Below are 8,029 nucleotides of genomic sequence, written 5' to 3' on the forward strand. Positions count from 1 at the left end.
TTCGTATGCCATGGATTTTTGCAGCAGCATGTGCGCGGACAATACCCGCCAGGCTGTTGCGGTCGGTAATGGCTATTTCCCTATACCCCAGGATCGCAGCCTGTTCTACCAACTCTTCCGGGTGCGATGCTCCTCTTAAAAAGCTAAAATTAGTGGTAACATGCAATTCTGTGTAATTCATATCTCCTCATTTTCTCACGCAAAAAAACCATGTATAAACCAGGCATAGGATTTATCCGCCGTATAATGGCCCAGCCTGAAGAGCCAGTAACGGCTACCCGCTTCATCTTCCACTATATAATAATCCCGGTGCTGTCCTTCCCGCAACCACCATTCACTTTCAATCCGCTCAGGCCCATCTGCTTTCCTCACTTTATGCACTTCGTTTTTATAACGGAAATGCATAGGCGGATAATCTGGTATAGGCGCTGTTACTTCTATAGGTTCGGGTTCTGGCAGCAACTGAATGGGGCGGGGGCGGCCTGTTTTCCATAAAGCCATTGTTTTTTCACTAAGACTGCCCACAGGTTTTACAGACCACTCCGGCCAGTGATGTTCAGCGGGCAGGTAACGGTGAACTGTTCCTTTGCCGGTTTTATTCTCTAGCCGGTCGATCAGCTCAGCAATGCTTACATCTTCCAGTCCTCCTGTAGCATTCCAGAATGTTTCCTGTAACGGGTGCACCTCTTCTACAACAGGAGCTTCGAGTACAAACAGTTCAATCCCGAGATCCGGTTTAATCGCTGGTATATTGGGTTCAAATAGCCTGAACAGGTGGTTCACATTATGTGATGGATGTCCTGTGCCGATGCCCAGTTGTTCAATACCGCCATCTACCTTATAGCATTTAAACTGAGCGCTGCGTAACCCTTTTTCTTCCTGGCAAAGGCGCTGGCAAAGGGTTTCCAGTAATCGCCTGAGCGCAATTTCAATACCTGTACCTGTAACAATAGGCTCCAGGCATGGCAGTCGCTCCTGGTAAGGCTCAACCGGCAGCAGGGGCTGGATCACTTCATTTTCCAGTCCTGTAAACTGATCGAGACGCAGCAGCAGCTCCTGGCCAAAACGGCGGCGCAGCACAGCGCGTGGCATCCCTGCAAAGCTTCCTGCCTGGCGTAAACCCAATTTTATCAATCGTTCACAGATGCCTGGTTCCAGTCGTAATGCTGCAGGCGGCATTTCCATTAATACCGTGGATTGTTCTCCGGCAGGCACTATTGCAGATGCCGGCCCAAAGCGAGCTACAGCCCATGCGGCTCCTATAGTATCGGCCATTCCGGCACGTACCTGGTACCCGATACGGGTAAGCCTGCCCACTATATCTTCCATGTATAATTGTTCGCCTCCCCAAAGATGTGCGCAGCCTGTAACATCCAGTATAAGTCCGTCAGGAAGATCTGCTGCAGCTACAGGTGTAAAACGGATCGCCCACTCCCCGAGAGCATTCAGGATACGACCTGCCTGTCCAGGTTTATCATCAATTACCTGCAGGTTTCCTATAAGTGCCCGTGCATCTGCCACTGCCATTCCTTTTGTAATTCCCTGTTCCTGGGCAACCATGCTGGCTGCTGTAACAATCATGCGTCCATGATCGGGGAGGGCCAGTACAAAAGCCTGGTCCCGCAAAGCCGGCCGGCAACGGGTTAACCAATCCGTTAACAGGTGGGGAAACCATATAGAAATAAAGCGCCTCGACATACTATCCAATTTTGCGGAGCAACGCTGGCTGCACCATTGGTAATTGTTCATCTGCAAACCGGAACCTGCCGGAAAACCATTCTATCTGCCACACACCGGGCTTACCATTACGGATTTTCAGCAACTCCACGTTCCACCGGGGAAATCCTACACCAGGCATATCACCTTCCGGTTTGCTTGCTAATGGTGTAATACGCCAGCGGGCAACACAGGCAGTAGTATTATTCAAGGCAGCAGCTTTCCTTCGAAGAATAAATCCTGTAACCCTGCTTTGCTCCACAGCCAGCTGCAGACGCCTGGAAGCGGTAAAACTGATTTCTTTCACTTCCCCAATAACGGCTGCCAATCCTTCACATTTCAATGCTTCCTCCATTGCCCAGAGTATATCTTTCTCACGTTCCAGGTCTACAAAAATGATCCGTTCGGGCGCTATACCAAAGGCTTTCAATGCAGGAGGAAAAAGTGTACGGCAGGTGCTGATCCATATGCAGGCGCCACCACCCTGCATTAATGTATTCAGCAATCCACTTATAAATCCGGCAGTAGCAGCAGCATGTTCTGCTGCAGTGCTCACAAATTCATGTATCACACCGGTTGGAAATGTTTCATTCGGAAAAGCTGCTGTAATGCGTCCAAGCCCCATATCCACACTCGTACTATTGGCTTGTTTAAAGCCTTGCAAAAGAAGGATATCCCTCTGCAGGCCGGCAATGATAGCTGCTTTTTCTGCTGGCATAGTCAACAGCTGTTTTAATATTTAAACTAATTTATTTAGCAATAATACTAAATTAATTAGTAATTTACCAATATTATTTCCAACAATGTGTAATTAAATAATAGTGATAAATCATGTAACCGTTTTGATAGCCGGTAGAAGGAAACATGAAGATAATTTCGTATTACCGTTAACGTTAGTACTTTAACTATCTCTTAATTATTCGTTCCGGAAAATGTAATTTTAATCACCAGATCAGCAAAACATACTACCATGTTACAAAACAGAGTTGATCCATTTGGTAATATCATTAAAACATCAGCCAGGGGTCTTTTCATGGGTAACCGGGGGATTTTACACAATGAAGACCAGGAAATTATCCGTTCATATAAGATAAAAACCTGGATCACCTGCGTACTATCATTCAAGGACAGAAGAAGAACAGTAATGGCGCCCAACAGGTATACAGAGCTTTTCTTTATGGATGAGGCCACCTCCTTTGCTGCAGGCCACCGACCCTGTTTTGAATGCCGTAAAGCGGCTGCTCAGCTGTTTAAATCGTTGTGGCTACAAGGCAATCCTGATAAAGGCTTTAACGAAAAAACGCCGATCGGAGAGATAGATAATATTTTACATGCAGAACGGATAGATAACCATCATTCAAAAGTTACCTATAAAGAAAATCCGCAGACATTACCTGATGGTACTTTTGTGAGTATGGAAGGAGCCCCTTATCTTCTTAGAAAAGGATTACTTTATTTATGGTCACCTTTTGGTTATGCAACAGAGATACCTCTGCCTGAAGGCCGCAAGTTATCTGTTTTAACACCACCATCTGTAGTAAATACTTTCAGGGCAGGATATGTTCCTCAAATGGCTATTTAAAGTGAGGCGCAAGAAACGGGTTCTTTTATGTGCACGCCGACAGTAAATTTGTGCGTATTGAACAAGAACGGGATCTATCTCACTAAAAAAATAAAACAATGACATACTATCATAAAACAATGACATCCCCCGTAGGGCAGTTAACCCTGATAGCCAGTGATAAAGGTTTGGCAGCAGTATTGTGGGAAAATGATCTTCCAGGCCGTGTACCTGTCAGTAACAGCATAGCCGATATACATCACCCTGTACTCTGCCAGACGGAAGAACAACTCAATGAGTATTTTGCACAAAAACGCACTTCGTTTTCCATTGAACTGGATTTTTCGGGAACTGAATTTCAAAAAAAGATATGGCAGGCATTACTAACAATTCCCTTTGGAGAAACGAGAACTTACGGACAGATCGCAAAACAAATTGGTGATCCGAAAGCTGTGCGTGCCGTAGGAGGGGCTGCCAACAAAAATCCTATTTCCATTATAGCTCCCTGTCACCGCGTAATAGGAGCCTCGGGGAAATTAACCGGGTTTGCGGGTGGGCTGGCTAATAAGCATCGCTTACTTCAATTAGAGAATAAAGTTAATCCAACATTATTTTAGTTACTTGCCGGGGTTCGGAGTTTATACTATCTTTCCGGAAAGCCGATACAAGTGTTGCATACTTTTTCAACAAAAAACTTTCACTCCATCTGCGATCAGCTATGCCGGCAGGATCCGGAGTTAGCCTTCATAATAAAAACGTATGGCTATCCACCCATGTGGACAAGGCCCAATACGTTCGAAAGTCTGGTACATATCATACTGGAGCAACAGGTATCACTGGCATCCGCCCTGGCGGCACTTAATAAATTACGGGAAAAACTCAATAAAATAACCCCTGTCAGATTACTTAAACTAACAGATGAGGAACTAAAGGCGTGTTATTTCAGTCGCCAGAAAATGTCGTATGCCCGTTCCTTAGCCCAGGCCATTCAAAACCGGGAATTCAGTCCTGCTGCGATGGAATCCCTTCCCGATGAAGAAGTGCGTAAAAACCTGGTGGCGCTGAAAGGGATCGGCAACTGGACAGCCGATGTTTACCTGATGTTCGTACTCCGACGCGCAGATATTTTCCCTATCGGAGACCTGGCGGCAGTGAATGCGCTCAAGAAAGTGAAGAAGCTCCCTAAAGATACTTCCCCGGAACAAATACTTAAGATATCAGCATCATGGCAGCCTTACCGTACCGTTGCTACGATGATATTGTGGCATTATTACCTGTCGCTACGCGTGAAAAACTATAATGCAGAAGCGGAGAAAATAAAGAAGGCAGTGACAATGTAGATTGTAAGGGATAAATCTATTATGATAATCATTCGCTGCTATGTTTGTTTTCATAGACAGATATTCTACACCCATCAACTTTCATAATAGCACCGCTTTTACGTGGCGGATAATCTTATCGGGTTAATATTAGCGATTGTTTTTTCATAAAGGAAAACAGATCTTTCCATAGATTAAAGTAATTTCGCAGTGGATTTAAATTACGACAGCATTCTGTTTACAATAAACAGCCGCTGCTGCTACCTGTTCATGGAAAAATAGTGCGTATAATGTTAATCATTCCGGCCAGGAAAATAATCAGAGAATTCCCAGCCAATTATATACCAGGAGAACTGGACTTTTGCAAAGAAGAATTCACTTATGATACATGGGATGTTAATCTCCTAAGCTATACGAATGTGATAGTTGATCACTACGGGCGGCTTTTTAACTCAAGGATGCAAGTGGTCACTGAGTCCTTGATATTACCGCATATTTTTAAACCTCTTCCTTTAATAAAGCGGTTAAAAATTGCATATCTAAAAAAGAAAAAGCGGCTGCCCAAAAGTGGGAGATACTTACTTTGTTATGATGAGTGGAGCCCTGCTCACTACCATTGGTTTGCCGATTTCCTTCCAAGACTTCTGGCTGTTTCGTCACGCCTCCCTGATTATACTTTACTACTTCCAGATATTCCGTACATAAGAAACATAGGGTTAGAGAGCTTAAACCTGTTGCAATTATTCCCGGCAAATATTGAATGGATTGCACCGGGAGAAAGGATCCAATGTGATCAACTTGACCTGGTGACCCATACCGTATTAACAGGGCGCTGTCATGATGATTTGATGCAGGAAATACGCAGACGTCTGGAATCAACTTTAAACCTGAATGCCAGTCAAAATAAGCGCCAATATATAAGCAGATCCAGGGCCGCCTACCGGAAAGTGCTCAACGAAAAGGAAGTAACGGCTTTGTTTAAAAGTTATGGTTTCGGGATAATTACTTATGAGGATATGTCCCTGAAGGAGCAGATTATAGAAACCTATCATTCATCTATACTTGCGGGTATACATGGCGCCGGATTAACGAACGCCTTATTTATGAAAGAGGGTGGATCTGTGCTTGAGTTCAGGCGCAATAAAATATATCATAATCAATGCTTCTGGCATCTGTCCGCAGCTTTAAAACACAAATTTTATTATCAGTTTGGTGAGCCTGATAAAGACGTTGCTATTGAAGGACCCAATGCGTGTAATTTAACCATGCCGATACCTTTGCTGAAAGCAACTGTTGAGCAGATGATAAAAGATGCGACGCGGTAAGGGATTAAATTTTATTTCTCCCGGGTTCAGAAATAAGGAGCCCCGTGATATCAAGTGGCTCCTTATACCTTACCGGGATATAGATATAGAATGGATATTAACTACCGCTATTGCCTATTCTACTGTTTTCCTTTATCATATTTTCCATTTTCTTATTTTGTGATTCCAGGTTCTTAACTCGCTGCAACGCTTCATCAAGGTCCTTCCGCTGTTGTATCAGATGCAATGTCAGTTCTTCTACTTTCTGTAACAGCTTTTTATTCATTTCTCCTAAATCCAATCCATCTTTTATAACTTCTGATGCAGAAGGCATTTCAGGTAAATGTTTGTTTGTTGTTATATACTTTTCTATCTCATAAAGAGAGCAACTTATAATCCGGGTTAAAAACAAAGTCTGCCCATCCCGTCTGGTTAACCCTTACTCTCCGCGCGCCGATAGAACCTTCCACCGCTAGTTTATGGACGCCAGTTGAAGTGGTACCTATGCCTATGGCACCAGTGTTTGTAAGTGTTAAGACTTCTGTGAATGAGTTGACATCATAGGGTGGAGTACCATTGCTGTAATTTTTCTGGAAGAAGTGTAAGCCTGATCCACCACCTTCTCCCCTTATAATCAACCCTGACCCTGCATTATAAGCAGGGGTAACCAGATTCTTCCCCGTTGCTATATCTGATGTTGTCAAAGCTGCATTGAATGCAATGTAGGGAGTATTTGTAAAGGACATATTTCCCATTGAAAGATAATCACCTGCTCTAAAGGCAATATTCGCACCTGCTCCTATATTCACTGACCCATTCCGTACATCCAGTTTATATGCAGGATTAACGGTTCCAATTCCCACATTGCCGTTCGGTAAAACAACAGCATCGATCCCCGTTCCATCTCCACCCAAAGCCAGTCCGGACGTGGTTGTACCATAAAGCTGTGCATTGCCGATTCGCGTAAAACCAATAGAATAAGCCGTTCCTCCGTTAGCAACCCCAAGCCGGAAATCACCATTTACATCCAACAAAGCTGAGGGCGTATTCGTTCCAATGCCAACTTTTCCGGTGCTATGTACGTTAATGATCCCAATTCCCGGCGTCACTCCTCCTATTTTCAGCAATGCTCCTCCCTGCTGTATATAAAACCGGCTATTCCCCCCGGATTGAAGAGAAATAGCTGCTGAATCATCTGAGGGCCCCCAAATGCTTAACCGTACAACCGGCGCAGTGGTTCCAATACCAACGTTACCTGTGTTTTCAATCCTATTTTGGGCCAATGAACTAAAAGGAAGAAATGTTGCTATAAGAAGGACGGTAAAGGGGAAGAAAATTTTATACATACTTGTATAGATTTATTTTTAGTTTTCAAATGAAACGATTTTACTACAAAATTGTATCCCGGGTACGCATGCTATCTGCATGTTCTTCTTAATATTTTTACTATGGATTTCATAAGTTCCTTGCTGTTTATAATAGTTGGCATCTTCATGAATATTTACCTGGATGGTAGAAGTGTACCTTTCAGCATCATTGTTTACCCATATAATTTCCAGTACAGGTACCTGGAGATACTAGATACTACAGATATCCAGTCTTTGTGATCGAAAGGAATCAAGTTTGGGCTTTGATAAAAAATGGAAACAACGGCAGGGATAAAAACCCGGGATGTGGATGGTGATTTTCATAATACAATATTAACATATAGGCTAATTTAAAATGGCACGGCTAACAAAACGCACTTGACGCAAAATATACCAAATTCTTTTCAATGATTGATTCCAATGCATTGGGTAACAATTACAGGTATTTTAAATTTCTCAATTAATCGCTTCAACGAAAAAAGGCTTTCCGCGCCAATCCGCTGAAAGCCTTTCTAGTTGCGTGGTCCCACCAGGGCATGATCCTGGGACCCCCTGATTATGAGTCTGAAAAATCCACATTTTCAGTTACTTTCAGTTGTTGCTAATTACGCCCAAAACGCAATGCCCTGCTGGTTTTCATAAAATTTATACTTAAAATTGTATTGCATCAATTCGGGATATTTTCCGAAAACATGTATCAAATTATGTATCAAATTTTTTAAATCAAACTTATCATGAAACTGGATAGAGTGAATGTAAAAG

9 protein-coding genes are annotated in these 8,029 nt (G+C 43.2%); 4 read left to right on the forward strand and 5 right to left on the reverse strand.

Annotation, left to right across the window (positions count from 1 at the left end):
* The 3 genes from VIM72_RS22970 to VIM72_RS22980 form a co-directional block, all read right to left on the reverse strand.
* Positions 1–181 (reverse strand): PHP domain-containing protein (locus VIM72_RS22970; RefSeq protein ID WP_332005157.1); only part of this gene is annotated, 181 nt, incomplete at its 3' end.
* A 14-nt stretch (positions 182–195) separates the two neighbouring features.
* On the reverse strand, positions 196–1,698 hold the full coding sequence (locus tag VIM72_RS22975) for a DNA polymerase Y family protein (protein WP_332005158.1): 1,503 nt from the start codon (positions 1,696–1,698) through the stop codon (positions 196–198).
* A 1-nt stretch (position 1,699) separates the two neighbouring features.
* A complete protein-coding gene (locus tag VIM72_RS22980; RefSeq protein WP_332005159.1) occupies positions 1,700–2,434 on the reverse strand; it encodes an Error-prone repair protein ImuA in 735 nt (244 codons plus the stop codon).
* 459 nt (positions 2,435–2,893) lie between these two features.
* On the opposite strand from VIM72_RS22980, the gene VIM72_RS22985 reads away from it, so the two are divergent.
* The 4 genes from VIM72_RS22985 to VIM72_RS23000 all read left to right on the forward strand — a co-directional run bounded on the left by VIM72_RS22985 (position 2,894) and on the right by VIM72_RS23000 (position 5,921).
* A complete protein-coding gene (locus VIM72_RS22985) occupies positions 2,894–3,298 on the forward strand; it encodes a hypothetical protein (protein WP_332005160.1) in 405 nt (134 codons plus the stop codon).
* Positions 3,299–3,396: 98 nt separating this feature from the next.
* The gene (locus VIM72_RS22990; protein ID WP_332005161.1) at positions 3,397–3,894 is read left to right on the forward strand and encodes a methylated-DNA--[protein]-cysteine S-methyltransferase; all 498 of its coding nucleotides are present in this window, start codon (positions 3,397–3,399) and stop codon (positions 3,892–3,894) included.
* A gap of 156 nt (positions 3,895–4,050) precedes the next feature.
* On the forward strand, positions 4,051–4,617 hold the full coding sequence (locus VIM72_RS22995; protein WP_332005162.1) for a DNA-3-methyladenine glycosylase 2 family protein: 567 nt from the start codon (positions 4,051–4,053) through the stop codon (positions 4,615–4,617).
* A 269-nt stretch (positions 4,618–4,886) separates the two neighbouring features.
* On the forward strand, positions 4,887–5,921 hold the full coding sequence (locus tag VIM72_RS23000; RefSeq protein ID WP_332005163.1) for a glycosyltransferase family 61 protein: 1,035 nt from the start codon (positions 4,887–4,889) through the stop codon (positions 5,919–5,921).
* 97 nt (positions 5,922–6,018) lie between these two features.
* Here the strand turns inward: VIM72_RS23000 and VIM72_RS23005 are convergent, their stop codons facing one another.
* Both VIM72_RS23005 and VIM72_RS23010 read right to left on the reverse strand, forming a co-directional pair.
* Complete coding sequence (locus VIM72_RS23005; RefSeq protein ID WP_332005164.1) at positions 6,019–6,234, reverse strand: hypothetical protein; 216 nt, start codon at positions 6,232–6,234, stop codon at positions 6,019–6,021.
* Positions 6,235–6,274: 40 nt separating this feature from the next.
* Positions 6,275–7,246, reverse strand: coding sequence for a hypothetical protein (locus tag VIM72_RS23010; RefSeq protein ID WP_332005165.1), 972 nt, complete (start codon positions 7,244–7,246; stop codon positions 6,275–6,277).
* Positions 7,247–8,029 lie beyond the last annotated feature (783 nt).

The sequence above is a fragment of the Chitinophaga sp. genome, assembly GCF_036569185.1.
Taxonomy (GTDB): Bacteria; Bacteroidota; Bacteroidia; order Chitinophagales; family Chitinophagaceae; genus Chitinophaga.

What these genes read in the sequence shown, in the direction of transcription:
- VIM72_RS22975 (WP_332005158.1), bottom strand. Translation starts at nt 1,698, where the DNA reads ATGTCGAGGCGCTTTATTTCTATATGGTTTCCCCACCTGTTAACGGAT.
- VIM72_RS22980 (WP_332005159.1), bottom strand. Translation starts at nt 2,434, where the DNA reads ATGCCAGCAGAAAAAGCAGCTATCATTGCCGGCCTGCAGAGGGATATC.
- VIM72_RS22985 (WP_332005160.1), top strand. Translation starts at nt 2,894, where the DNA reads ATGGATGAGGCCACCTCCTTTGCTGCAGGCCACCGACCCTGTTTTGAA.
- VIM72_RS22990 (WP_332005161.1), top strand. Translation starts at nt 3,397, where the DNA reads ATGACATACTATCATAAAACAATGACATCCCCCGTAGGGCAGTTAACC.
- VIM72_RS22995 (WP_332005162.1), top strand. Translation starts at nt 4,051, where the DNA reads ATGTGGACAAGGCCCAATACGTTCGAAAGTCTGGTACATATCATACTG.
- VIM72_RS23000 (WP_332005163.1), top strand. Translation starts at nt 4,887, where the DNA reads ATGTTAATCATTCCGGCCAGGAAAATAATCAGAGAATTCCCAGCCAAT.
- VIM72_RS23005 (WP_332005164.1), bottom strand. Translation starts at nt 6,234, where the DNA reads ATGCCTTCTGCATCAGAAGTTATAAAAGATGGATTGGATTTAGGAGAA.
- VIM72_RS23010 (WP_332005165.1), bottom strand. Translation starts at nt 7,246, where the DNA reads ATGTATAAAATTTTCTTCCCCTTTACCGTCCTTCTTATAGCAACATTT.